General features: G+C 38.4%; 1 pseudogene. It reads right to left on the bottom strand.

Annotated features, from left to right (window positions below):
• Positions 1-33 precede the first annotated feature (33 nt).
• A pseudogene (locus R0J88_RS18740) lies at positions 34-526 on the bottom strand (replication initiation protein); the annotation flags it as partial.

The following is a 526-nucleotide window of genomic DNA, read 5'->3' as shown; positions in this document are numbered from 1 at the left end:
AAATGTTTTACTCGTAATGCAGTAGTATAAACATTAAGGCGTTATGGTTTTTTTGTTCAATTGTTTAGAGTAAAAAATCTTAGTTTCATCGTCACCAAGGATTTTTGCATACGTTATACAGCGCCTAATATCGACTTTTGCCAACCTAAAATCAGGGTTTTGATTCTGCTTTAACAACTCATAGGTTCTTAATAACGTGAGGTTTGCACGAGCCCAGACACCTTCTTTAGCTGACCCTTTTTTGACTTTAGGGCGGCGAAATAGATTCGGCCGTGCTATATGTTCACTTTTACTAGGGCATTGGGTGAAGTACGCAAACTCAATCGCAGTAATACAATTGCCCATTTTTTTTGGCCTAAACGTTACGCATATATCTGTATGAGCATTGATTTTTTCAATAGCGGGTATGAGTACGCGAGCCTTAAAATCCCGCCATGCTCCATATGATTCGGATAAAAATAATTTTTGTTTCATCTCTGGTAATTGAAAATTCACAACTACCGCGCCCCGTCGTTTGTAATTGTGG

It is taken from the genome of Pseudoalteromonas sp. SIMBA_162, assembly GCF_046535955.1.
Lineage (GTDB): Bacteria > Pseudomonadota > Gammaproteobacteria > Enterobacterales > Alteromonadaceae > Pseudoalteromonas > Pseudoalteromonas marina.
The sequence above is the reverse complement of the archived record's forward strand: the minus strand, read 5'-3'. Positions and strand labels throughout refer to the sequence as shown.